We start from the raw sequence: 20,844 nt of genomic DNA, 5'->3' as shown, positions 1-20,844 counted from the left end.
ACCCTGGGCTAGAGCCCTTTTCTCTTGCGAGCCCTGTAAAGAGCTACCCCGCTATGACACCAATGCTGAGTACTAAAATTGTCAGAATTCTTTCATCAGAGGGATATTGTGTTTTCACCACTATCCTCTCGCCGGAGAACCCAAACATCATAATACTGCCCGCATTACCCTAACACAAAAATAAGAGGTTTTCGGTATCCAGGCCTACCAAACATTTATATACCCAGCTCAGAAACTAACCTTGGCGGCGGGCTAGGCCGGGGGGTTCGGCGTCCCCTGTAACCGGAAACCGCCGATATGCCGGGGCCGAAGCCCGGGGGGCGGTTCCCAAAGCCGTCCCCGGAAGCCGGGGCACAACGATGAGCCCTCGTCCCACGGGGCCGGCGGTGGGCGGGGCGGAGCTGAAGGGCTCCGCTAACGTCCTTTGCCCGCCGAACCCCGCAAGGCCCGGAAGGGAGCAGCGGTAGGCGGGACGTTCGGCGCTCGTGGGGTAGCGGGGGTGAGCGAGCCCCGGTGGAAGGGAGCGGTGGAGGGTTCCCACCCCCGGGCGCGCCCGCCGCCGTTAGAAATCCACTCTTTTTTAAGATGATGACAAAAACCTTAATAGTCAACCGAATCTTTTGCCTTTGAGGTGTTAAAGGTGGCCAAACTTGAAGTTGAGGTTGCCGGGATTAAGCTTGATAACCCGCTCATTCTTGCCTCCGGCATAAACGACAAGACGCCTGAACAGTGGATAAGAGCCCACCGCGAAGGAGCAGGCGGAGTTGTTACAAAATCGATAGGAATCGAGCCGAGAAATGGCTACGACAACCCCACTATCGTGGAGCTTCCTTATGGACTGATAAACGCGATGGGGCTGCCGAATCCTGGCTGGAGGGGCTTTCTGGAGATGATTAAGGACTATACCTTCGACTTTCCGCTGATAGTCTCGATTTTTGGGGGAACGCCGGAGGAGTTCGCCTTTCTCGCTGAAAAACTGAGCGACGTGGCAGATGCTTTCGAGCTCAACCTTAGCTGCCCCCATGCGAAGGGCTACGGCATGGAGATAGGTCAGAGGCCGGAGATGGTCTACGAGGTCGTCAAAGCAGTAAAGGACGCGACGGATAAGCCAGTAATGGCGAAGCTCACTCCTAACATAGATGATATCACAAAGCTCGGACTCGCCGCTGAAAGGGCTGGAGCAGATGCGGTCTCGGCCATAAACACCCTTAAGGCTATAGTCATAGACGTCTACGCGAGAAGACCAATACTGAGCAACCGAGTCGGCGGCTACTCCGGACCGGGTGTTAAGCCCGTCGCCCTGAGAGCCGTCTACGATTTGGCGAGGATCCTCGACATCCCCCTCATGGGGATGGGTGGAATAACGACCTGGCAGGATGCAGTTGAGTTCCTCCTTGCCGGGGCTTCGGCCCTTCAGATTGGAACGGCCGTCTCGCTCCGCGGGTGGAAGGTCTTTAGGGAGATTAACGAGGGAATCGAGAGATACCTTGAAAGTGAGGGTTTTTCGAGCGTGGAGGAGATAGTGGGCCTGGCCCTGGAGTAAGTTTTTAACCCCAACATCACTTTTGAATCAAAAAGAGAGGGTGATAACATGAAGCGCGCGGTCGTTCTCTTCAGCGGTGGGCTCGACTCGACGGCCTGCCTCTACTGGGCGAAGAAGAACTACGATGAAGTTATAATGCTCACCGCAAACTACAGCAGCAACGAGGAGAAGGTTATGAACAGGGTTGCTGAGTTTTTCTCCAAAGAACTCAACGTTCCGTTCAAGGTAATCCGCCTTGACTTCCTCGAGGAGTTCTCGAAGCTCAGGGGGACAACGCTCGTCGGCGGTGAGACGCCAAAGGTTACCGCCGAGGAGCTTGAAGACTTCGAGAGGGCCAAAGAAACAGCCAAAAGCGTCTGGGTTCCGGCTAGAAACGTCGTCCTCATAAGCGTTGCAGCATCACTTTTGGATGCCCTCGGCGGCGGGGACATAATAGTTGGCTTTAACGCCGAGGAAGGGGCGACCTTCCCGGACAACACGCCAGAGTTCGTCGAGAGGATGAACGAGATGCTGAAGTACGGCACCATGGCGAAGGTCAAAGTTGTTGCCCCGCTCATCGAACTCGACAAGAAAGGCATAGCGAGGCTTTTGAAGGAGCTCGATGCCAAATACGAATACTCCAGCTCCTGTTACATGCCCAGGGGCTTCACCGATGATGAGAAGCCAATACACTGCGGTGAGTGTGAGAGCTGCGTGAGGAGGCACCGCGGTCTTATCGAGGCCATCGGCGAGGACAGGACTGTCTACGCGGTGGAGCCGAAGATTTAGCCTCCTCCCATCCCTTTCTTCAGGAGCTCCATTATCCCCTCTTCGACCCCGATACACTCGATGGTTGTGGGTTCCTTTCCGGCCTGTATTAGTTCAACGGCCCGTGGAAGATTGTTTTCAACGATTTCATCAGGAAAGACGAACCTGATCTTCCTAAGGAGTTTTATTTCCTTCCCGATTGGATTCGCAACAACCTTGCCGCCGTAGAGTACCACCATGGAGCCTATTTCAGTCAGGTTGTCGAAGACGTGCGAAACTATGACTACACTAGTCCCGTGTTCCTACTGGAGGATCTTTATTTTCCCTCTTCGCCACAATGTCGACGTTGCTGAAGGGTTCATCTAGTAAAACAACCTCTGGAAAGCCGACAAATGCAAGGGCAACCAGGAACGCTTTTTGTAACCCATTGACAGCTCGTTGAATCTTTTGGCTTTAACCCCTCAAGGCCGAAGAGCTGAAGGAGTTCTTCACTGTTGTCGTCTCCCTGTATGCTGCAACGTCCCTTATGTGCTAACCAACACGAGTCTGGGTGGATTACCGGCCTCTCAAACGCAAAGTCTGCCCTTTTCCATAGGGTATTCATCGAGAGGGACACCTTTGATCCTCACCTCTCCCGAGTCAGGCCTTATCAACTTGGCGATTATCTTTATCAAGGTGCTCTTTCCACTGCCGTTGGGGTCAAGGATGTAGGAAATACCCTCGGTAAGGGCAAAGCTGACATCATCAAGGGCTTTCACAGCGTCTTTCCCCCTTCCGTACGTTTTACTCAAACCCGAACACTCTAAAAGCGAGTGCAACGCTCACACCCCCAATGAAGCCCAGACCCAGGTAGAGGGCCAAGTTGCCAATTTCTGGTTTTGGGATGAGCCTCACCACCACAGTCTCGTTCATTGGACCTGGATAGTAGAAGTAGACGCCACGCAGTTTCAGGTGAATCTTTCCGGGGCCTTTAAGGATCCCACTTGGCGTTATTAGGGTAGAGCCATTGGGAACATCAACGCGGTACATCCCTGAGACCTCAAGGGATATCTTATGTACTCGACAAAAGCTCTTCTCTTTGATCCAAGAAGTGAAACAATGTTGACTATATCCCCACTCGAAAGGGCCCTTCCAAAGGAGTACGCAGCAAAAGTTCCGGAGAGGAAAAACACCGCAAGGAGTCCCCAGTGGAAAGTATCGAAAAAGGCCTTCTCCTGAAGGATGGAAAGCTTGGAAAAAACGCGATGGCTTTTGAAACAACGTCCGTCGGAAGACCTTCTGTTGTATTATATGGGACGAGCCTGAGAGAGCCGGCGAGCCCGGAGGGCCAATAAGAGGTGGCCTTCTTCCACATCCCATAATATATCAGAGCAGGTGAAAGTAACATCAGAAAGACAACACCGGGATCCGACGTCAGCCTCTTTCCAAGCCATCTCATCTCTTATCCCTCCACAGCGCCAACGCTATGACGGCAACGAGAATGGCCCCTCCAAGGTAGAGGGACGTTTTTGAGTCATCATCTGAACCTTCAAAGGCCTAGCCCCAATGAGCTGGGCGTTTCTTTCAGATTCAATCATCTGTGAGGTGAACTCAACGGGCCCATCTAATACGCCCAAGGAGTCGATGGGGTATATTCCGTGGACACCAGTTGGATAGTTACCGGTGAAGTCTACATCCAAAACTGAATCAGGTTGGGGCTCAAAGCCAACACATTTTCTGGCTTCGATATCAACCTTGGAACAAAAGTAACCCATAACGGTCTTCCCCACCAAAGAATAGCTTGGTCCAAAGGTTAGATTTACAGGGAATCCGCTGAAATTGACGTTCCACCATATCACTTCATCGGCTTCTTCTTGACAGATACACGTTCGTTGAAGTGGTAAGTGAACTTGAGCTTTTCGTTGCGTATGTAGAAGGGGCGGAATGCCTTTGTTCTGTTGAGGACTATGGAGTTCGTTTTTTGTCCACCTCAAAGACCCTCTTAAGGATCTTGTTAATCGTAACGTTAACACCAAAGGTGTGGTTATTTTATAAAAACCCTAACAGTGCAGGAATCGGTAGAATCGTTAACAACGGTCACATTGGTTATTAAAGCTTTTTACCCAACACTCGCAAGAATAATATCCCCAGTACCAGGCTCTATAACCGGCAGGTATCCATTTCCGTTCCAGTAGAGGAGGGTTTCGGAGACGTTGTAGAACGGGGAATCAGCCGCCGCTTGGGCCGTGGCGAGAGGGGACAGCAGGAGAATAAATATGAAATTGGGAAGAGCTTTATTCTGTCCATCCAATATCGCACCATTATGATTCACTGGGGTTCACAGACAGCATTGTTGCATATGGGGCTGCTACTCCGACCAATTCATAATCCTTATAATTAGCAATGATAACGATTGAATCTGAGCCTATAAGTTTCTTTGTGATCTTGGTTACTTTTAACCTAAAAGCAGTAGAAACATATATCCATCCACTTGAACTTCTTTTGATCTCAATCCATTTGATCCATCTAAAACTGTGCTAGTAGTATATTTTTGTGAAATTAATTGGCCCCCATGTGTCGTACTCTTTCTCAGCATAATCATAGTCCCTGCCAAACAAGACATACTTGTGAAGGTATGAATCGTAAACTCCAGTCAGGGTAGCACCAAATGCGAACCCATGTTATCGTTAAAAGTAGTTGAGACGGTTACAGTTACTCCCGCGTATCCACCTCCAACAGAAACGCTCATTGACTTCACGTTTTCAATGGCCAGCTTGGCTCTATCTAACTGCACAACTTCCGAGGCTCCGGCACTGACGGGAGCCACGACAAATCCCAAAACACTAAACCCAGCAATGCACCTCCCAAACGCTTCCCCATTTGTGGCACCCCCATTTTTGTGGAGACTTGGCAATTTACATAAGTACTTCAGATTTTAAAAAACTTTGTTAAGTATTTTTTATCATTATAACTATGGAGTATTTTTAGCAAACACCCAACTTAATAAAAATTAAAAATTGCAGACACAATTGGACACACTGGGTAACAGCAAATGGCTCTCATTGATCATGTGCTGAAGGAATCCTAAGACAGGCAATAAAATGAAACAGTCCTTGAGGACCACAAAACTTGGTCATCCACCGCAAGATTTATAAATCCCGGTTTGCCCCTTATCTTTGGGCATGGGGCGGTAGCTCAGCCTGGGAGAGCGCCGGACTGAAGATCCGGGTGTCGGGGGTTCAAATCCCCCTCGCCCCACCACTTTCTCTCAGTGCGGTGGTAGTCTAGCCTGGTCTAGGACACCGGCCTTCCAAGCCGTGACCCGGGTTCAAATCCCGGCCACCGCACCATTCCAGTTTTACGATGATTTCTGGAACTTCCTCGCCCAAGAAGATCCACCTCGCTGTTTTGTTGAAGAATTGCGACTTGTTAATGCCCATCTCGTTCATGGCACCGACCACCTCTTCATCAATGTATATGTGGATGCGTGTCTTTCGGCTCTTTTTGCCCAAATCTCCCAAATGAGAGCCGCTATTTTTGTGGGCCTTTTTGGGCCATTGTCCCACAATCTTCCACCAACACTAATATACATAATAGTACTTATGAACATTGGGGGTTCACCAGATTTCTTCGACTTTGCCTATTTTGAAGAGCCATAGTTTTGACAGGTGTTCCATCCTATCGCAGAATTTTTTGCTCAAAATGTACGTGTGGTAAGCACCACGACTAATAAATCCAAGTGCTTCAAGCCTCTTTATCACCCTAAAGTATAGGTAATGTTTCTCTGGAGGGAAGATGCTCCTGTACTCGTCCCAACCCATTCTGCCATTCCTCTTTATATGCTCTATGATCTTCTCGGCCATCTCTCTCGCATCTTCACTCTCAAAGACCACTTCAAAGATGTCTTCGGGTGGCTGGTATACTGGCAACTTAATACTCACAACATCTGGAAGGCGTCTTTTCCTCGGCATAATTACACCCCCCCGACACTAACTGCGATGAACGTAATGTTATCTCTTGTGGTGCGGTTCGCTGGTTGGGGAAGAATACTGCATTTAGACGCAAGTATTCCACATTTGCTTTGTTTGACCTTGTCCAAACGAGAAAAATGTCTTAAGAAAAATGATAATAACACAAAACTGTCATTATCCACTTTCTTTACATTAGCCACGGCCATCACGCCCCTACCACAACCTAACTGCTATAACCATGATGCTTGTCATTGCATCAAGCTTAGTCTCAAGAACGTCAATTAAATCAACCTCGTCTTCGTTCCATTCTTTGAGCTTTTCAATGAGCCTCTTAATGTCCTCTTCTTCTGCGTATCTTGTTTTCACTTTGACTTCCTCATCAAGCATTTGTCTGAGAAACTTGTTTGCAAAATAGCTAAGTATTTGTCTCTCTTTTTCTGTAAAATTCTCTTTATTATATGTGTTTACAATCTCAGCCACGACCATCACGCTCCTTCCCAATTTCGAGAATCCCAATTTTCATTAACCATTCCGCGAGTTTTCTCATCTCTGACAATGAAAGCTCTGTTTGGAAATGGTCGTGGAGAATGTGAAAGTATGGTTTGTTGTCTACATCGAGATCTGCTTCAATCTCTATGAGACTGTTATATCTATCAGATATTGTGATTTTAAGTTCCTTCCTCAGTTGTTCCAGTTCATTTAATTTATTTAGGAAATCATTGAGCGTTGCCACCACCATCACCTCCCCCATAGCAGGATCCTGAGTGTCTCGGGTAGGTCCTGAGCAGGAACGCGGATCACATCATCGAGGTGGACGAACGCGTAGTAATCATGGGCCGGGCCGTGCCCATGCCAGTCAAAGCTCACCGGCGTGTTCACCACGTTCCAGACCAAGAACTCCCGCCCAAGGTTAACGAGGTAGTAAAAGTCAATGCCCGCTTTGAGGGCAAACATCCTGTGCCCCTTGTACTGCTTCCCATTCACCTTAATCATCCTATTCACAACCGCCGAGCGCGGGTTCATGTTTTTGAGTTCAAAGCCAGTGAAACGGAAGCCCTTGACGCCGTTCCGCTGAAGGTACTGGACGATGAGGCTGTCAATGTCCGTCACATACATATGCACGCCCAAGCCTTTACGAGCCTTCTGCAGCGCCCGGCTGAAGTGAACCCTGTTCTCAGCATCCTGCATGAGTCTCTTAAAATAAGTGAAAGCGTCCTCAACACTGAGAACATCCTGATAAACAAAAGCCGTCCGCGAAGCCATCAAACCACCCCCAACTTCTCCCTCAGCCTATACAACGCCCTCCTTGCCTCCTCCAACTCAATCTTAAGAGACCAATCCGCAACCTTAAACTCCACGTAATCAATCCTTCTAAGAGCCTCCTCCACCTCAGCCAACAAATCAGCCCTTACAAAGTCCATCCAACACCACCCCCCTGAGGACCCTCCTTACATCCAGGAGAGCTTCAAAGTAGCCCTCCCAATACTCATAACCCTGCTTTCCAAACAAATCACGCTTTGACTTCTCCGCAACCCTAAGCTCCTTCTCCAACCACTCAAAAAACCAATCCAGGTTCTTCTGCTGCTCCACCACTACCCTACTCCTTTCCCGAGCAACAAACTCCCAAAACTCCACCTCAGCCCCCAAACTCATGCTTTCACCTCCAACTTGCGAACTTTCCAACCGAGCATGCCCACGTGCTCGGAAGGCTCAAGGGCAACACCAAGCTCCTTAGAAACGAAAACCTTCCCCTCCAGCACGAACCAGCGCTTAAGGAACGCTTCCGCTTTCTTCTTCAGCGCATCGCCAGTCTCAGAATAGCCAAGGTGGCGGAGCAGTTCGAGAAGCTTAAGCTCATTGTAAGTAGAGAGGATTTGGTGAATCTCCTTGTGGAGGTCCTTGGCTTCGCGTTCGCGAGCTGATACTCTACCGGTTTTCTCCAGCTGTTCCTGAAGCTTTTGGACGAGTCTTGTAAGCTCTTCCACGCGGGCCTTAAGCTCCACGTTTTCTCTGCGGAGGTTCTCCAGCTCTATAGCATTAACGACCTCTCCTTTGTGAGCCTGCCAGAGGAGAGTGAACACTTTGCCGTAACTAAGCCTACCCCTGAACTGGTCGATCTCGTCTTTGATTTCTGCCTCGACGGTTACTGAGAACGTTCTTGGATTTCTGTACTCTGCCTTCCTAGCCATGCTCGCCACCTGTCAAATCAACTCAACGCCTCAATGTTACGGGTCTTCTCCAGAAGCCAGGCGAGGTATTCACCACGGGTCATTCCTCGGGCTTCTCTTCTGCGCTCAAACTCTTCCGCCACTTCTGGAGCAGCGGAAATCGAGAGGATTGTTGGACCGTGTTCATACTTCTTTGGACGGGCCATCTCCATCACCTAACAATATTTTCATCATAACGTAATTGTTGTTATTATTTAATAAACCTTTCGGGAACTTAAAAGTTCATTGTTACACAATTCAGAGAACAGAACAGAGACAGGGTAAGTAATAGTAGTATGTAGTATATTGGCAGATAAATTGTTTAACAAACAATTTATTTTTCCTCTTTACCAGCTCCTTTAGCTGTTCTCAGCTTTTTGAGACCTGCTTTATTTATAAAGGTCAATTATGTTAAAAAATAGTGGACATTACTCAGCAGTCAAATAATGTTCAGAATTTTCTAACAGCATGAGCATTTATAAATAACCAAGCCCTCTTAGAGGAGAATACACTAAACAGATAATTCTCAGAAGAGAAATTAATTGTTTGTTAAACAATTTATTCGCCAAAATAAGATATATGATATATACCTTTAGAGAGCATAGAGAGAAGTCTCTTCTCGTCTTCTTCTGAGATGAGTTTGTATTCATTCGAGCGTAGAGCCTTCATGATTCTCAACCCATGATCTCCAATTACGTCTTCAATCCTGATGAACCCAATGAGCAGAACTTCCACAAAATCGCCATCTGAGATACTTAACTCACGTCTTAGGCCGAGAGGAATTGTTAAAACTCCCCTAACAGTCAGCTGTGCCAGAAACCAGCCTCTACCTATGATTTTATCGCCTTCGTATTTTCTCACGATTAGCTCGACTATGTCGTGCTGGTCCAGTCCGTAGTAATCTCGCTCGTTCTTAGGTACCGCTATTCTGCCGTTGCGGTAAACTTGGGCGTGGAACTTCGCTAGTGGCTCTATTATTCCTCGTTTTGGCTGGCTCATTGGCTCACCTCTGAACTTGTAGCTGTCTTTTGGTATTCTGTGAATGTAGTATATAAATTTGGCTTTTAAAAAAGGTAATGAAAAGAGAAGAATTAACCGACGAGTACTTTTACTATCTGGCCGTTTTTATCCACAATGATGGCGATTGGCTGGAGCTTGAATGGGTTGTTTGGGTCTATTGTGATGGTAAACGCTTCGAGTGGGTTCTGGCTGAAGAGCATGAGGGCGCGACCTTGGAGTTCAATGAGGTATTCGAGTTCAGGTCTTGGCTTTTCTCCAAGGATTGGCTTCATGAACTCTCCTTGAAGGAGTTCGCAGGCGGCGTAGGTGCCCCACCTGTCGAGGCCTGCAACCACAATATCGGCTACTTTTATCTTACCTTCGATCCTTCTTTGCTGGAACTCAAACACGTCCTTCGCGGTAGGGATTGTGAGGATGATTCCATAACTGCCGTCCCATTTGTCCCCGTATCTGCTTACCAGGTACCACTTGCCGTTCTCTTTGACGAACTTGACTGGCAGTCTGTTGGCATTCTTCTCAAGAATAGTTTTGGTGTATTCGTTGGCCGCTGGCCCGCCGACGGTGTAAACGACTGGTGCTATCGTGTCAGGGTCTTTCACTTCCGTGTCAAGCATGGCATCGGCGTTGAGGTTCTGGATCGGTGCCATGGTAGTTTTGATTATTGCGGGCCCGAGAGGTCCGAGGAATCCCCTGGCAGCTTCCCCCGCCGTCTTATCTTTGAGAATGTCTATCCATTTTTGGACGGCTATTCCGACTTTTGCTCCAGCTGCAACGTCGGCCCCTGCCGCGTGCTCACCGACGACGATCATCGCGATGGGCGTGCTGATGTTAAGGGGCGGGATTTTTGGACTTTCGTTCGTCTGGTTTTCATTGGGGGTTGCTCCTGGAGTTCCTTGTGCTTGGTAGTGATACACGACGATATCAGCCTCGATGGGTGTTTTGTAGGTGACATTGAACTTTACCGTTGTGCTAAAAAGGCCGATATTAATGTCAATTAGCTTAATTGTGGCCTGTGGAACGCCTTTTGCTGTGATGCTATCGCCGACAGAGAGCGTCACGGTCCTGTCTTCGTGGAGAAGGTAGAGTCTGACGGTTCCGAGGAGGGGGTCAACGTTGTCTACTTTGAAGGTGCTCTCGGCGTCCGTGTCATCGGCCTTAAGCTCTTGGATCTGGTGCCATGTGTCAAATTCAATGTTCTCAAGCTTGAATTCATAGAGCTTTTCGGGGTCGGTCTCACCGCTCGGACGGGCACAAACGCCGTGGTCTCCGCCGTTGTCATAGATTACATGGATTGGTGCGCAGATTTCTCCATTGATCCACCAGAACTCTCCGTAATATTCCACTGTGGCGTGCGGGAGTTGGGCTGTTGTGCTCTGCCCGGAGATGATGTGTATTGTTGCAACTGGTTCTTCGGCCATTATCTCTACCGTACAGATAAGAAGAAAAAGAATTAGAAAGGTGGTAACCTTCCGCATAGGCATCACCATTGATTTATTATAGTTCGGGGATTCCTTTTAGGGTTTTTGCTTTCTTCCTGAGCGCTGGTTTTTCGGTTGTGACTTTGTAGCTTCTGATCTTGATTTTCTTGTCTTTTGCCAGCTGTCTGATGATGTATTCTACTCTGTCCGCGTCGCCCTCGACGTTGATGGTTATCCAGTATCTTCCGGGACCGTGAATTTTGTCGGTGATGAGCTCGTATATCAGCCAGCCACCCAAAATCAACGAAATGATGAAGAACCACTCAAACATTGTTTTCCTCCTCCTTTATCTTCTCCTTCAGTTCGGCCAGCTTTTTCTTCAGGTACTCAACACGGTTTTCTTTTAGCAGGAAGCGCTTTCTCGCAAGTTCTGCGACTTTTTCGATATCAAGTTCGAGTATATCGCCTTTTGTGATTTCTGGCGAGCCGGTTATCTGTGGGATGATGGTTTTCAGAATGACTAGGAGGTTTGGATCATCGACGATGGTCTCGATCTTTGCCTTCAGCAGGTCCTTCTTGAGGTATTCAGAGAGAAGCTCCTCCTTGAGCTCTTTCGCCTTGAGGTCAATCTGGACTTCCATATACTTCTTCATCTTCTTATACTTCCGATAGCTCACGACAAGCCCGCCCAAGACAAGCGGAAATAGGTATGGAACCCATAGGATGTATTGCTCTTCGGCCTTCTCTTTCGCCGTTTCCCATGACCACTGTTCAGCCTTGAGACGCTCAATCTCTTCTTCTAATTCCTTGATTTGCCGGTTCCTCTCCTCGAGGGCTTTCTGGAGTATCTCGATCTGCTTTCTCAGTTGCTCGTTCTCAGTCATTGTCATGTTGAGCTGTTGCTGGAGGTATTGTAGCTGTTTGACCAGCTCGTCGCGTTCTTTTTTCAGCTGTTTGAGTTGTGCTGTTAGGTTATTGATTATTTGTTGGCACTCCTCGACGCTCTCGCAGGTAATGTTTTCGGGAATTATTACGAGAGTCAGGTTTACAGGGGTGAGATTAACCGTCAGGTTCGCCTTGGTCTGGTTTGTCTGGTTCGCGACGGTGATGTTCGTCAGGTTCGCTGGTTCGGCCAGTTCGCTCTGGAGCAGAACGGTGTAGGTATCAGGGCCGGTTATGATGACGAGAGCAGTCTTGTTTTGCAGGTTCTTTCTTGTGCTGACTATGCTGATGTTCGTGCTGTCAAGCTCGATGGTGTTCCAGTCAATGTTCTCGACCAAGAGCCTTCCGGTTTGAAGGTCTTGGATGAGGGCGTAGGTGTGGTTGTCTTGTTTGTTGATCTCAATGGTGATGTTGTAGAGCAGGGTATCGTTGTGATACACGAGGATGGGCTCACCGAGCTTGACTTCCTTTTGCCATGTAAATGCAAGTGCGTAGGTACAAGGCACTATGTTCATAATTATGAATAGGATGCTAATAAGTTGCCTCCTCATTCTCCCACCTCTCGTATGCGTCGAGAAAATGAATTGGTGCGTATTCTCCAGCGGCAGCTTTTCGGGAAACTGGAGGTCGCAGGAGGACTTTATATTTTGTCAATGGTCCCACGTAGATGCCTTTTTCAACAGATAGCATTCTAAGGACTTTTGGCTCAATTCCTAACCTTGGGGCGAACTCCCTTGCGTACATCCTTTTGATGAACCATTCTTTACACTCACTAACAATACTTGGACTTAGGTCGTCATGCCTTTGCGTGTCTAGGGTCCAGGCCATATTTTTCCCGCGGGAAATCTTCACATAGATTTGGAGTTCTTGTCTCATTAAGGTCTGGAAATAGGATAACTTCTCTATGATGTCTCTTGTGGAGTTTGGTGCAAGCAGATTGGCGTCCGCGACAAAGAAGCTCATGAGATAGTCCCGCTTGAGGTTATCAATCCAGTTGGAGTATACAGTCACGAGAATGGCAAAGGTCCAGATGTAACGGTCCTCGGGCCTCTCGATGAAATGGGTGGTGAAAACGCTTATCTCGTTCTGGTTTTTCATCATGTCTTTGAGTGATGTTCCGTTTGTAATCTTGACACCTTTTAGGACATGATAAAATCTATTTATCTTCATTAGAGTGTTTTCTATGTTTACATTTGTTCCTTTGCCAATTTCCTGTACGTAGTTTTTGAATTCTTCGATGTTTCGTTTTTTCCTCTTCTTTACCACGCTGATGTACTGATCGTATGCGTCTGCCACAATTAGACCCTCAATTGAACCAGTGGGCAGAATTCTGGCAATAATGTCTATAATGTCACTCTCTGTGAAAGTGAGCGCTCTGAAAAATTTAATTCCTGGTGAGTTTTCGTACTTTTTAAGAAAGCTTGCAAACCTCGGGGTAGGTGGACTGTAAACGACCGTTTGAAAGGGCCACTCTTTGAAGTCCTCTATGTCTATTCCAAACTTTTCACGAAGGACTTGGAGCATTTTGCTGTCATTGTTGGGGAGATTCATGAAGGCTCTTTCAGATTTGGCCTCAAGTGCCGGTTCAAGCTCAAAAACCTTACGGCCTCTTAAGAAGTCTATTTCCATCAGGGTTTGAGCGAGTGTTGTTTTTCCTGCGCCCGTTTGTCCCATTATAAGTCTATGACTTGGTTCATTGATTGGATAGGCAAGTTTGCCTCTTTTTGTCAGGCCAAATGCCAAGAGTGGATTCTCGGAATGTGCAACTTTTTCTTCATACTTGGGGATGTATTCATTTAGAATATCCCGAAGGGCCAGACTCATTTGTCATCATCCCCTCTGAGAAGATATTCTTCTTCCAGCCGGTCATAAGCGGTATCAAATAATTCAAAGAGTGCGTTAATTATGCCTTTGCGAATGTGGAGCCCGTTTTTGCCCCTCTCTACATAGCCCATTTCTATGAGAAATCTAAGGGCTTCGCTAATGGTGCTTTCACTCTTGTCAAGAATTTTTGCGAGCTCATTTGCTTTTAGTTCTCCGTGGACAAGAAGAGCCATAATGATGCGCGTGCGGAGGCTTGCGCGTCCTCCAAGTGCTCGTTTCATGTTCTCGATTTGAATAGAAACGTCCTCAGCGGCATAAATGGCGCGGAGAAGGTACTCAAATGCTTCTTTCCAGCGCTCTATTGATTCTATGGCCAGTTCAAGCTTTTTGCTAACGTAGATGTTCGGCAGTTCGCGTGCTTGCTTTTCTATTGCCTCTGCCCTTTTTGCAACTGAAATTGCGATGTCAAGGTATTTGGCAGTTGGCAGGATACGAGCTTCCTTCTCAACGCGTGAAAGAACGTGATCTATACCCCACACTAACCCTGTTGTGGCTTTCTCTCCCTCCATCATTTAGACCCCCTCTTTCCGATCAGTCATGGAGCGTGAAATTCGGGTGGGATTCTCCCGAAGTCACCTCCTGATTTTTTGGCCCCGAATCGGGCCGTCCATACGGGCTTGGGCCGTTCGGAATCCCTACTTGGCCCACTGCCCGCATTCTGGACGGCAAAAATGTAAAAGATCAAAGTTCTCCCTCTTTTTTGAGTGCATTTATGATTGCCGTAAGCTCCTCTTTCCTCATCTTACCCATCTCTGCAAAGAAGCCTTTTCCGAGCACCTCTTTCATTATTCTCACCGCATCCTCGTAACCCTTCTCACGTAGGCTGTCGAAGAACTCTCTTGGGAGAGCCGCTATGGTTCTTGCAAGCTCGTAACCCTTCTCTGCATAGGCTCTCAGTGCAGAGTTTTCTGCTTTTAGATACTCGATTTCCTTCAGGGCCCTCATATAGAGCTCGTCCGCAATGTTGATTGGCTCCCACACATAGACCGGAATGCTTTCACCTGTGTTCTTGTCAATCTCGTAGAACGTAGGTTTGCTTGGCTTCTTCGCGGCGATGATTCTTGTGTTTCCATAGCCAAAGATAGCATCACCTGGAATGTAATGAACTGTGCCGTCCCACTGCGGTGAAAGGAGGGACTTGTTCGGATACACGCGCCAGCCGAGCTCGGTCTCAACAATGTGCGGCTTTATTCTCTTGTTCTTGATCTCGCGATTTGTGAACGGAAGCTTGAGCCCGATGAGTGGCTTCTCCTTGACCCATATCTCAGTCTCTGGCGAGGTTAGGGGAATGAGCCTTTTGCTCCTAGCCTTTGCGCTCTCGACCCACGTCATCCTCATAAACTCGACGAATGCTATTGAACCCACAAGGACGTAGAAGGAATATCTTGGCGCGGCGAGGCTCTTGTGGATTTCTGTCAGAGTCTCATAGAAGCCAGGAAAGGCGAGCATGATGAGTCCAACTGCTACACCAATGCCGATCCCAATGAGGGCGTATTTGATGATCTTAGTCTTCTGATCTTCATTGACCTTCTGCGCAAGCTCCTCCCTAATATCCTTTTGCATTTCTTCCATGAGCCCTCACCTCTTTCGCCTGCTTCAATAGCCTTAGTAGACGCGCCTCTTCCCTAGCAATGCGCACTTTAAGTTCTCTTATCACGTCAAGTTTTCTCTCGGGCATCCTAACTTTGTCCATTCCCGTCACCCCTGTGTTATCCCAATTACAAACGCCACGACCGGTGGAATGAACCATACTGCCCTGATGAGGTCGAGCACTGGATTTAGGAGGAATATCAGTGCCAACGAGCCAAGGACCAATGTTACTCCCCATGGCCACAATGGAATATCAAAGATGAACTTTGCGACGAACGCGGTTACAACGAGGAGTATTACTGAAAGACACAAGTATACGAATGCAATGAGACCTGCTGTTGGTTCGTTGACTGGAAAGCCCGCTATTAGTAGGAGTGGAATGAAATATGTAGATGCTAAAATCGCTCCAGCTTTAAACTCCATTTATCCTTCCTCCCCCTTCTTCTCCTTCTTTCTGACAATATAAAGCGACTTAATTATGTGCTTATACGTGACATCCACAACAGTCACGTTCCCAAAGCCTTCAAACTCTTCAAAACTCATGAGTTTTGTTGTGTTGTCGTCGAAGAGAAGCCTGACAGTGCCATTTTCAAGGATAGTCACGTTTTTGATGTTGAGGTCGCTCGCTGAAGGCAGGTTGTATGCTATGTATGCCTTTGTGGCATTACTCCATCCGGTCCTTTTCCAGTCAAATCCCCAAACGAAGAATGCTCCAATCCAGCCGTCCCCAATCTTTTCTTTTGTCCACCAGATGTCATCATATTCGGCATATTTGAATGCAAAAATGCCAAGATAGACTTTGTAGACGGTAACTTTCACAGTCACTTCTCGTGGGATCCACCAGCTAAACCGGACTTTTACATCCTCAAGACGGACGTAGTAATCAGGATTCCACCAGTTTGCACCCTCAATGATGAAACTCTTCCCCACCTCCACGCCCGTATAACCGTCTACCGGCATGACTTCACGCTTGAAAATCTCCAGAGCATTGGATATGGTGCTCTTTAGGAGGTCGCTCAGACTCCATGCGCTCACTGAAGGGGCAATTATCAAAAACAAAACCACAACCGCAATGGCTTTCTTCATATCAATCACCCCACTGCAAAACTAGAAAGATTCCAATCAAAACCAAGCCAATTGGGAGCAATAGAGCAAGCGCGTGTTGGTTCTGGTTATATACAGAGTATCCCACTACATCGTCCAGCCAGATTATCAGTCCAGCGATGAAGCTCGTTGTTGCAACAAAGCCTCCAATAAAATATTCAAAGAGTATTCCCGCTACCATGAAGCCTATGCCCCAAATTAAATGAGTTACTCCAACAACGCTGACAAGGAAAAATGAGACCGCAAATGCTGTGATAATTGCAATTGCTGCCTCGCTATCGTAGGTAAAGCCCCCTCTGAATCCCTCAATAATGACAATGACAGTTGCAGGAACGAGTGCAATTAAAAAAGTCTTGTCAATGTTTCCAGGAATAGTGACTGGCATCAGGTAGTATAGGATAAGCCCAACAAAAAGTCCAATTCCTGCATAGAAAAAGCTCCCTCGAATGGTTCCTTCATCAAAGTCTGTCATATACATCAGCAATGCAAGGAAGAGCATTCCTCCAGCCACATAGACTATGTGATAGTAATCTTTAGCCACAAACGCCATGATGAGTATTATCATCGATGCTCCCAAGATTTCGGCTCTCCTTGAGAGCATGAAATAAGCTCCCAACGCAACCGCAACTATCAGCACGCTCAGTATAATTCCATGATTGCTCGCTTGTGCAAGAGAAGCTGAATACACGCTCAACCACCTCCAATCTTGATTACTCCTTTCAACGCACTCAGATCTCCTTCTTTTATTGGTCCCAAGACGCCAAGGGCGTGGAGCACTATCAGAACAAATACTATGACGACAAGTACCTTGCCCGGCGTTCCAAAAACGTAGCTTCCAAGGAACGTCATATAGAGGAAAAGCGCCGTCCAGAGTCTAATTCCGAGCCAGTTTCCAATCATAAGAACAGGGGTCATCATTAATTGGCCTTGATTGCTCGACAGATCCCACAAGAAAAGCAACCCAATGATAACTAAACTAATGAAGAACGCCGCCTCTCCACTTGAATACCACATTGTCGTAATTCCAAAGATAATGATTCCTGTGAGTATGACTACTGCCAACATTCCCATTCTTATCTCCCTCCTTACCTCAAAATAGGAAAAAAGAAAACTCAGATCCAGCCGAGCTCATCCGCTATCACCATCACCGTGGCACTCGGAAACAAATCAATCGGCGCTGGAAGGATACCATCTGCTGCTCCAACTGCGAGCGCCTTGACGTTGTCAGTGAGAGCATACGCCACAAAAGCATTGATTGGAGCTTCGATGAGATCACTGATTCCCGGGATCATATTAAACGCGTCAATAACATCAGCGATAATCGCTATCCCCAACCTAACAGGCAAAGGCTTACTTTCCAACCCCCACATAGCTTAATCCTCCACCCATTCATCAACCAATTTGAGCACGAGAGCGATTGTTATGGCCAGGGCAACGTTCTCCAGGAACTTGTCGAAGCCGACGAGGATCACTGTAAAGAGGAGGATAACGATAAGGAAGATGACGAACTTTTTGATCATGGCAACAACCTCCTGAACCGGTCCCATATTGAACTCTGAACGTTTGCAGTTACCGCGGCGTAGGCGTCAACAAGGCCGGCTCCACTCCAAGTTGGCAGGGCGTTGATGCCCTCGAGAGGATAAGCGGTCTTCTGTAGAATCATTTTGATTGTCTCGGGTGTGAGTGTTCCATGCTTTTGGAGGAGCAGGGCTACAACTCCAGAGACATGAGGAGTTGCCATCGAGGTTCCACTCATAGCTATTAGTTGGCTCCTTGTTCCTGCCTTCGCAGCCACAATCCTGACGCCAGGAGCCGCTATGTCGGGCTTGATGTCGTAGATGTTTAGGCCGGGCCCTTTTCCGCTGAACTCCGCCACCTTCATGTCTCTGCCAACTGCCGCAACTGTGATTGCACCCGTTGCAATTCCTGGAGAGTCAATGACCACGAACTCATTTCCAGCCGCGATGACGACCGGAATGTGCTCCTCGCGAATCAATTGTTCGACCTTCTGAACCATTGGGTCTCTTGGACTCCCAAAGGGGCTTCCGAGGCTCATACTCACGACTATCGGCTCGTCCGGGTGCTTCTTGTGCCACTCAACCACATAGTCGAGGCCCTGGATGATCTGAGTCATCGTCCCGCCGCCGTCCTTGCCGAGAACCTTGACCGCGAGGACGTTTGCTTCAGGAGCTACTCCTGAGACATAGACGATCTGACCATCTACGTTCGCCTTGACTGGCCTTCCAGCCGCTATCGAGGCCACATGGGTTCCGTGTCCATTTAGGTCATCAGGGGGCTCGTTGTTCACAAAGTTTGCCACGCCAACACAAGCTCCTTGAAGCATGACATGATTGCAGTCCACTCCAGTGTCGAGAACCGCTATCGTGACGCCCCTGCCCGTGATACCCTTCTTGCTCCAGGCCAAATCTGCCTTGATGAGCTTGATGTTCCAGTTGGCATTAGCAACCTGCTCGGGAGTAATATTCCCCTGAATAAATACAGCACTGGTGTTCTCAATGTACACAGGGCTGTTGGCGACGTAAAAGTCAGGCCAAACCTCACGGATGTAAAAGCGATAGTTAAAGTCAAATGCCTTTGAATAGACGAGGTTCTTGACGAGGCTCGGGCGGGCACGGATGGTTATGGCATTGATATCCTCATCGACGTAAAGAACCTTTGCCCCAATTGCTTCGAGAGCTTCTTTTACGCGATCATTTGGCTTCGTCCAAGTGATGATGATCCAATCGACTTCTTCGTCGTTCTGAACCTTTTGCTTGAATGTGTTCAGCCAGTTCAAAGCCATGTCAGTGAGGTTGGCACTCACCTGAATCGAACCCGTGACCCAATTCCAAAACCTCTCATCGACATAGATACCAGTATTGGTTCTGATTAACCCGGTGCTGTCGAAACGCCACTCCTTGAACTTGATTAGGATTTTATTCATGTAGTCGGAGAGAGTGAGGGAAGGGACATCAAACTTAACCTGTGTGGTCTCGATAGCGGCTGGAAGGCTACTGTCAGCTACTGCAACGCTGAATAAAGAAAGAAGGACAATAAAGACAATAAAAGTCGCTGAAAGGGGCCTCATTCAATCAGCCCCCTCAGGACTCATCCTCAAACCCGAGGATTGATTTCCAATCGATGCCCGGCTTGAACAACCCCCTTCCACTTGGGTTTAGGACAGGATTGAATCCTCTGAAGTCTTCAGAACTCACGGCAAGCTCGTTCAGCGAGCGCTCACGTAGGCTGTAGCTGTTTGGAATCGTAATATCACCAAGGCCCTTACGTATCTCCCATACTCTCCATCTTATCATTGCCGCGTTCCCAACCCACTTTCCAAAGACCGTGATAATGTTGTCAATATTCACGTTCTTATTGAAGATGTTGCCACTGTACACCTCCTCTTCCTTCCCGAACAGTCCAAAGAAGTACGTTGTCCTCTTTATCACCTTGACGTCTGTTCTCTCAACGTTGCCAAATCCTTCTCTCCAGTGTTCTCTACCGCGTAAAGGAATGATATAATAGTCGACTGCCTTTATGCCAAGCTTTGCGAGCCAGCTCTCGTCCCACACGACGTAAGCTCTGTAATTGCTTCCGTCCTTGAATATCTTGTTCGTAAACTTTACCCTTCCATCTGACTCTCTCACTTCGAACGTGTTTTCGAGATTGAAGTCGTTTAGAATGTTCCCATCATTTGAGTAGACCATTAGTACATACTTACCATCATTGCTCCTCGCAAAGACGATCCAGTCGCCTACACCGTCCCCCGTTACATCCGTGCTCCAGCTGAAAATTCCATCGCGATTATCGTCAGTTATCGTCTGCGTTGTAAGGTTTCCGAGGTCAAGGATGGCCCCAAGGTCGCTCAGTCCTCTGATAGTAAAGCTCATGGTGCCAATCTCGATAGTATCGCCGTCCTTGACGTCAGCGACTGCAACCCAATACTCACCACCAGCGACCCAAACTTGAAGCTCAAGGGTCGCGTTGTCAATGATTGTGTTTGTGGTACTGTTCTGCGCTATAGCATCGATTTTAAGTGTGTATAGGCCGGGCTGGACATTTGAGACGTTTATGGTAGCAGTCCAGAGGCCGGGTGTGCTCGTGTTCGTGAAGGTGTAGATGTCGGCAGTGCCGTCTCCATTCATGTCAAGAGCGTTTCCATACTCATCGACAAACTTGCCCGTCACAGAGATGGTATCCGCGCCGGCGATGTTTGCGAGGTCAAAAGGATCACCATTGGAGGTCAGAATGGTGACGTTCACTGTAGCCGGATAGCCGGGAATAAGCTCAATCTCCGGCTCGGTTATGGCGTTCTCCCATATTACGTCTGTAATGGTTGCTGCCCTTACTACTGCAATTGAAAACACAACCACAAGGGCCACAAACAGCCCAAGAGGTTTCTTCCATTTCATATCTCAACCACCTCCATAACAAACAAC

General features: G+C 47.9%; 33 protein-coding genes, 2 tRNA genes and 1 other RNA gene. 6 read left to right on the top strand and 30 right to left on the bottom strand.

Features of this window, described 5'->3' with window-relative positions; translation table 11 throughout:
* Positions 1-245 precede the first annotated feature (245 nt).
* The 3 genes from ffs (at position 246) to queC (ending at position 2,311) form a co-directional block, all read left to right on the top strand.
* Positions 246-559, top strand: an RNA gene (ffs, locus tag A7C91_RS01910) — signal recognition particle sRNA.
* An 81-nt stretch (positions 560-640) separates the two neighbouring features.
* On the top strand, positions 641-1,543 hold the full coding sequence (locus A7C91_RS01905) for a dihydroorotate dehydrogenase (RefSeq protein WP_068664423.1): 903 nt from the start codon (positions 641-643) through the stop codon (positions 1,541-1,543).
* A gap of 48 nt (positions 1,544-1,591) precedes the next feature.
* Positions 1,592-2,311: a 7-cyano-7-deazaguanine synthase QueC gene (gene queC, locus A7C91_RS01900; RefSeq protein ID WP_068664421.1), complete on the top strand. Its 720-nt coding sequence runs from the start codon at positions 1,592-1,594 to the stop codon at positions 2,309-2,311.
* Here the strand turns inward: queC and A7C91_RS11520 are convergent.
* The 3 genes from A7C91_RS11520 to A7C91_RS01885 form a co-directional block, all read right to left on the bottom strand.
* Entirely contained in the window at positions 2,308-2,529 is a 222-nt protein-coding gene (locus A7C91_RS11520) for a hypothetical protein (RefSeq protein WP_068664420.1), read from the bottom strand. The two genes, queC and A7C91_RS11520, sit on opposite strands and share 4 nt — an antisense overlap.
* Before the next feature lie 327 nt (positions 2,530-2,856).
* On the bottom strand, positions 2,857-3,081 hold the full coding sequence (locus A7C91_RS11515) for an ATP-binding cassette domain-containing protein (protein WP_234394433.1): 225 nt from the start codon (positions 3,079-3,081) through the stop codon (positions 2,857-2,859).
* On the bottom strand, positions 3,074-3,319 hold the full coding sequence (locus A7C91_RS01885) for a hypothetical protein (protein WP_068664419.1): 246 nt from the start codon (positions 3,317-3,319) through the stop codon (positions 3,074-3,076). The genes A7C91_RS11515 and A7C91_RS01885 overlap by 8 nt, the downstream gene beginning before the upstream one ends.
* Positions 3,320-3,343: 24 nt before the next feature.
* Between A7C91_RS01885 and A7C91_RS11010 the strand changes: the two genes are divergently transcribed.
* Positions 3,344-3,508 (top strand): hypothetical protein, encoded by a 165-nt coding sequence (locus tag A7C91_RS11010; protein WP_199920079.1) that lies wholly within the window; start codon positions 3,344-3,346, stop codon positions 3,506-3,508.
* A gap of 245 nt (positions 3,509-3,753) precedes the next feature.
* Here A7C91_RS11010 and A7C91_RS01880 read toward each other — a convergent pair whose 3' ends face one another.
* The 3 genes from A7C91_RS01880 to A7C91_RS11005 form a co-directional block, all read right to left on the bottom strand.
* Positions 3,754-4,128 carry a hypothetical protein gene (locus tag A7C91_RS01880; protein ID WP_199920078.1) on the bottom strand — a complete coding sequence of 125 codons (375 nt, stop codon included), beginning with the start codon at positions 4,126-4,128 and terminating at the stop codon, positions 3,754-3,756.
* Between the two features lie 260 nt (positions 4,129-4,388).
* On the bottom strand, positions 4,389-4,580 hold the full coding sequence (locus tag A7C91_RS01875) for a hypothetical protein (RefSeq protein ID WP_068664415.1): 192 nt from the start codon (positions 4,578-4,580) through the stop codon (positions 4,389-4,391).
* 342 nt (positions 4,581-4,922) lie between these two features.
* Positions 4,923-5,183: a hypothetical protein gene (locus tag A7C91_RS11005; protein WP_199920077.1), complete on the bottom strand. Its 261-nt coding sequence runs from the start codon at positions 5,181-5,183 to the stop codon at positions 4,923-4,925.
* Between the two features lie 270 nt (positions 5,184-5,453).
* On the opposite strand from A7C91_RS11005, the gene A7C91_RS01870 reads away from it, so the two are divergent.
* Positions 5,454-5,530, top strand: a tRNA-Phe gene (locus A7C91_RS01870).
* Positions 5,531-5,542: 12 nt separating this feature from the next.
* Positions 5,543-5,619: transfer RNA gene (locus tag A7C91_RS01865), tRNA-Gly, on the top strand.
* A gap of 267 nt (positions 5,620-5,886) precedes the next feature.
* On the opposite strand, the gene A7C91_RS01860 is transcribed toward A7C91_RS01865, so the two are convergent.
* The 24 genes from A7C91_RS01860 to A7C91_RS01765 form a co-directional block, all read right to left on the bottom strand.
* Positions 5,887-6,240, bottom strand: coding sequence for a hypothetical protein (locus A7C91_RS01860; protein WP_068664413.1), 354 nt, complete (start codon positions 6,238-6,240; stop codon positions 5,887-5,889).
* Between the two features lie 213 nt (positions 6,241-6,453).
* A complete protein-coding gene (locus A7C91_RS01855; RefSeq protein WP_199920076.1) occupies positions 6,454-6,726 on the bottom strand; it encodes a hypothetical protein in 273 nt (90 codons plus the stop codon).
* Positions 6,713-6,979, bottom strand: coding sequence for a hypothetical protein (locus A7C91_RS01850; RefSeq protein ID WP_068664409.1), 267 nt, complete (start codon positions 6,977-6,979; stop codon positions 6,713-6,715). The genes A7C91_RS01855 and A7C91_RS01850 overlap by 14 nt, the downstream gene beginning before the upstream one ends.
* Positions 6,979-7,503 (bottom strand): hypothetical protein, encoded by a 525-nt coding sequence (locus A7C91_RS01845; RefSeq protein WP_068664407.1) that lies wholly within the window; start codon positions 7,501-7,503, stop codon positions 6,979-6,981. The genes A7C91_RS01850 and A7C91_RS01845 overlap by 1 nt, the downstream gene beginning before the upstream one ends.
* On the bottom strand, positions 7,503-7,661 hold the full coding sequence (locus tag A7C91_RS11000) for a hypothetical protein (RefSeq protein ID WP_199920075.1): 159 nt from the start codon (positions 7,659-7,661) through the stop codon (positions 7,503-7,505). The genes A7C91_RS01845 and A7C91_RS11000 overlap by 1 nt, the downstream gene beginning before the upstream one ends.
* Positions 7,642-7,875: a hypothetical protein gene (locus A7C91_RS01840; protein WP_199920074.1), complete on the bottom strand. Its 234-nt coding sequence runs from the start codon at positions 7,873-7,875 to the stop codon at positions 7,642-7,644. Before A7C91_RS01840 ends, A7C91_RS11000 begins: the two co-directional genes overlap by 20 nt.
* 14 nt (positions 7,876-7,889) lie before the next feature.
* On the bottom strand, positions 7,890-8,429 hold the full coding sequence (locus tag A7C91_RS01835) for a hypothetical protein (RefSeq protein ID WP_068664403.1): 540 nt from the start codon (positions 8,427-8,429) through the stop codon (positions 7,890-7,892).
* Between the two features lie 17 nt (positions 8,430-8,446).
* Positions 8,447-8,620 carry a hypothetical protein gene (locus A7C91_RS10995; RefSeq protein WP_199920143.1) on the bottom strand — a complete coding sequence of 58 codons (174 nt, stop codon included), beginning with the start codon at positions 8,618-8,620 and terminating at the stop codon, positions 8,447-8,449.
* Between the two features lie 385 nt (positions 8,621-9,005).
* On the bottom strand, positions 9,006-9,446 hold the full coding sequence (locus A7C91_RS01830; protein WP_068664401.1) for an AbrB/MazE/SpoVT family DNA-binding domain-containing protein: 441 nt from the start codon (positions 9,444-9,446) through the stop codon (positions 9,006-9,008).
* 92 nt (positions 9,447-9,538) lie between these two features.
* The gene (locus A7C91_RS01825) at positions 9,539-10,948 is read right to left on the bottom strand and encodes a hypothetical protein (RefSeq protein WP_199920073.1); all 1,410 of its coding nucleotides are present in this window, start codon (positions 10,946-10,948) and stop codon (positions 9,539-9,541) included.
* 13 nt (positions 10,949-10,961) lie between these two features.
* A complete protein-coding gene (locus A7C91_RS01820) occupies positions 10,962-11,216 on the bottom strand; it encodes a hypothetical protein (RefSeq protein WP_068664395.1) in 255 nt (84 codons plus the stop codon).
* Positions 11,209-12,378: a coiled-coil domain-containing protein gene (locus A7C91_RS01815; RefSeq protein WP_068664394.1), complete on the bottom strand. Its 1,170-nt coding sequence runs from the start codon at positions 12,376-12,378 to the stop codon at positions 11,209-11,211. Before A7C91_RS01815 ends, A7C91_RS01820 begins: the two co-directional genes overlap by 8 nt.
* Positions 12,359-13,651 carry an ATP-binding protein gene (locus A7C91_RS01810; protein ID WP_068664392.1) on the bottom strand — a complete coding sequence of 431 codons (1,293 nt, stop codon included), beginning with the start codon at positions 13,649-13,651 and terminating at the stop codon, positions 12,359-12,361. Before A7C91_RS01810 ends, A7C91_RS01815 begins: the two co-directional genes overlap by 20 nt.
* A complete protein-coding gene (locus tag A7C91_RS01805) occupies positions 13,648-14,223 on the bottom strand; it encodes an ArsR family transcriptional regulator (protein WP_068664390.1) in 576 nt (191 codons plus the stop codon). The genes A7C91_RS01810 and A7C91_RS01805 overlap by 4 nt, the downstream gene beginning before the upstream one ends.
* A 169-nt stretch (positions 14,224-14,392) precedes the next feature.
* The gene (locus A7C91_RS01800; RefSeq protein ID WP_068664388.1) at positions 14,393-15,283 is read right to left on the bottom strand and encodes a hypothetical protein; all 891 of its coding nucleotides are present in this window, start codon (positions 15,281-15,283) and stop codon (positions 14,393-14,395) included.
* Positions 15,258-15,404: a hypothetical protein gene (locus tag A7C91_RS10990; protein WP_199920072.1), complete on the bottom strand. Its 147-nt coding sequence runs from the start codon at positions 15,402-15,404 to the stop codon at positions 15,258-15,260. The genes A7C91_RS01800 and A7C91_RS10990 overlap by 26 nt, the downstream gene beginning before the upstream one ends.
* A gap of 5 nt (positions 15,405-15,409) precedes the next feature.
* Positions 15,410-15,724, bottom strand: a complete 315-nt coding sequence (locus A7C91_RS01795; protein WP_068664386.1) for a hypothetical protein — start codon at positions 15,722-15,724, stop codon at positions 15,410-15,412.
* Positions 15,725-16,387: a hypothetical protein gene (locus A7C91_RS01790; protein ID WP_068664384.1), complete on the bottom strand. Its 663-nt coding sequence runs from the start codon at positions 16,385-16,387 to the stop codon at positions 15,725-15,727. It abuts the gene before it with no gap.
* A gap of 1 nt (position 16,388) precedes the next feature.
* Positions 16,389-17,093 (bottom strand): hypothetical protein, encoded by a 705-nt coding sequence (locus tag A7C91_RS01785; protein ID WP_068664382.1) that lies wholly within the window; start codon positions 17,091-17,093, stop codon positions 16,389-16,391.
* 2 nt (positions 17,094-17,095) lie between these two features.
* Entirely contained in the window at positions 17,096-17,476 is a 381-nt protein-coding gene (locus A7C91_RS01780) for a hypothetical protein (RefSeq protein ID WP_068664380.1), read from the bottom strand.
* Between the two features lie 41 nt (positions 17,477-17,517).
* On the bottom strand, positions 17,518-17,751 hold the full coding sequence (locus tag A7C91_RS01775) for a hypothetical protein (protein WP_234394432.1): 234 nt from the start codon (positions 17,749-17,751) through the stop codon (positions 17,518-17,520).
* Positions 17,752-17,778: 27 nt separating this feature from the next.
* Positions 17,779-17,925 (bottom strand): hypothetical protein, encoded by a 147-nt coding sequence (locus tag A7C91_RS10985; RefSeq protein WP_199920071.1) that lies wholly within the window; start codon positions 17,923-17,925, stop codon positions 17,779-17,781.
* Positions 17,922-19,493 (bottom strand): S8 family peptidase, encoded by a 1,572-nt coding sequence (locus tag A7C91_RS01770; protein WP_068664376.1) that lies wholly within the window; start codon positions 19,491-19,493, stop codon positions 17,922-17,924. Before A7C91_RS01770 ends, A7C91_RS10985 begins: the two co-directional genes overlap by 4 nt.
* 13 nt (positions 19,494-19,506) lie before the next feature.
* On the bottom strand, positions 19,507-20,817 hold the full coding sequence (locus A7C91_RS01765) for a hypothetical protein (protein ID WP_068664374.1): 1,311 nt from the start codon (positions 20,815-20,817) through the stop codon (positions 19,507-19,509).
* Between the last annotated feature and the right edge of the window lie 27 nt (positions 20,818-20,844).

Origin of the sequence: Thermococcus piezophilus (assembly GCF_001647085.1) — an archaeon.
GTDB lineage: Archaea > Methanobacteriota_B > Thermococci > Thermococcales > Thermococcaceae > Thermococcus > Thermococcus piezophilus.
This window is presented reverse-complemented; position numbering and strand designations above follow the sequence as displayed.

Coding starts and splice junctions, on each gene's coding strand:
- queC (WP_068664421.1), top strand. CDS start 1,592: ATGAAGCGCGCGGTCGTTCTCTTCAGCGGTGGGCTCGACTCGACGGCC.
- A7C91_RS11520 (WP_068664420.1), bottom strand. CDS start 2,529: ATGGTGGTACTCTACGGCGGCAAGGTTGTTGCGAATCCAATCGGGAAG.
- A7C91_RS01885 (WP_068664419.1), bottom strand. CDS start 3,319: ATGTACCGCGTTGATGTTCCCAATGGCTCTACCCTAATAACGCCAAGT.
- A7C91_RS11010 (WP_199920079.1), top strand. CDS start 3,344: ATGTACTCGACAAAAGCTCTTCTCTTTGATCCAAGAAGTGAAACAATG.
- A7C91_RS01860 (WP_068664413.1), bottom strand. CDS start 6,240: ATGCCGAGGAAAAGACGCCTTCCAGATGTTGTGAGTATTAAGTTGCCA.
- A7C91_RS01855 (WP_199920076.1), bottom strand. CDS start 6,726: ATGGTCGTGGCTGAGATTGTAAACACATATAATAAAGAGAATTTTACA.
- A7C91_RS01850 (WP_068664409.1), bottom strand. CDS start 6,979: ATGGTGGTGGCAACGCTCAATGATTTCCTAAATAAATTAAATGAACTG.
- A7C91_RS01845 (WP_068664407.1), bottom strand. CDS start 7,503: ATGGCTTCGCGGACGGCTTTTGTTTATCAGGATGTTCTCAGTGTTGAG.
- A7C91_RS11000 (WP_199920075.1), bottom strand. CDS start 7,661: ATGGACTTTGTAAGGGCTGATTTGTTGGCTGAGGTGGAGGAGGCTCTT.
- A7C91_RS01835 (WP_068664403.1), bottom strand. CDS start 8,429: ATGGCTAGGAAGGCAGAGTACAGAAATCCAAGAACGTTCTCAGTAACC.
- A7C91_RS10995 (WP_199920143.1), bottom strand. CDS start 8,620: ATGGAGATGGCCCGTCCAAAGAAGTATGAACACGGTCCAACAATCCTC.
- A7C91_RS01830 (WP_068664401.1), bottom strand. CDS start 9,446: ATGAGCCAGCCAAAACGAGGAATAATAGAGCCACTAGCGAAGTTCCAC.
- A7C91_RS01825 (WP_199920073.1), bottom strand. CDS start 10,948: ATGCCTATGCGGAAGGTTACCACCTTTCTAATTCTTTTTCTTCTTATC.
- A7C91_RS01820 (WP_068664395.1), bottom strand. CDS start 11,216: ATGTTTGAGTGGTTCTTCATCATTTCGTTGATTTTGGGTGGCTGGCTG.
- A7C91_RS01815 (WP_068664394.1), bottom strand. CDS start 12,378: ATGAGGAGGCAACTTATTAGCATCCTATTCATAATTATGAACATAGTG.
- A7C91_RS01810 (WP_068664392.1), bottom strand. CDS start 13,651: ATGAGTCTGGCCCTTCGGGATATTCTAAATGAATACATCCCCAAGTAT.
- A7C91_RS01805 (WP_068664390.1), bottom strand. CDS start 14,223: ATGATGGAGGGAGAGAAAGCCACAACAGGGTTAGTGTGGGGTATAGAT.
- A7C91_RS01800 (WP_068664388.1), bottom strand. CDS start 15,283: ATGGAAGAAATGCAAAAGGATATTAGGGAGGAGCTTGCGCAGAAGGTC.
- A7C91_RS10990 (WP_199920072.1), bottom strand. CDS start 15,404: ATGGACAAAGTTAGGATGCCCGAGAGAAAACTTGACGTGATAAGAGAA.
- A7C91_RS01795 (WP_068664386.1), bottom strand. CDS start 15,724: ATGGAGTTTAAAGCTGGAGCGATTTTAGCATCTACATATTTCATTCCA.
- A7C91_RS01790 (WP_068664384.1), bottom strand. CDS start 16,387: ATGAAGAAAGCCATTGCGGTTGTGGTTTTGTTTTTGATAATTGCCCCT.
- A7C91_RS01780 (WP_068664380.1), bottom strand. CDS start 17,476: ATGGGAATGTTGGCAGTAGTCATACTCACAGGAATCATTATCTTTGGA.
- A7C91_RS10985 (WP_199920071.1), bottom strand. CDS start 17,925: ATGATCAAAAAGTTCGTCATCTTCCTTATCGTTATCCTCCTCTTTACA.
- A7C91_RS01770 (WP_068664376.1), bottom strand. CDS start 19,493: ATGAGGCCCCTTTCAGCGACTTTTATTGTCTTTATTGTCCTTCTTTCT.
- A7C91_RS01765 (WP_068664374.1), bottom strand. CDS start 20,817: ATGAAATGGAAGAAACCTCTTGGGCTGTTTGTGGCCCTTGTGGTTGTG.